The organism is Chitinophaga sp. 05T412 (assembly GCF_056396465.1).
On the sequence record NZ_JBFTLN010000093.1, the window covers coordinates 1 to 435 of the forward strand.

1 protein-coding gene is annotated in these 435 nt (G+C 53.9%); it reads left to right on the forward strand.

The genetic code is table 11. The features are described 5' to 3' along the window. On the forward strand, positions 1-435 hold a 435-nt coding region (locus AC1DFM_RS34825; RefSeq protein WP_477081389.1), incomplete at both ends, for a PKD domain-containing protein.

Consider the following 435-nt stretch of genomic DNA (forward strand, 5'->3'; position numbering starts at 1 on the left):
GCCATAGGCAGCGCCACCACACTTAGTACAGACGTTACAAAATTGACTACCGCCGGGCAATATGTTTTTCAGTTGACCGTCACAGATGATAAAGGGCAAAGCGCCAGCAGCACCGTTACGGTAACGGTGAAAGAYGCGCCGGTAAATATACCGCCTACGGTGAGTGCCGGTACTCCTGTTACCATCACCTTACCGGTTAGTGCTACCACATTGACAGGTACCGCCAGCGCCGCCGCAGGCAGCACTCTTGTATCCTATCAGTGGAGCCAGGTGTCTGGTCCGGTAGATGCAGCCATAGGCAGCGCCACCGCACTTAGTACGGGCATTACAAAATTGACTACCGCCGGGCAATATGTTTTTCAGTTGACCGTCACAGATGATAAAGGGCAAAGCGCCAGCAGCACCGTTACGGTAACGGTGAAAGACGCGCCGGTA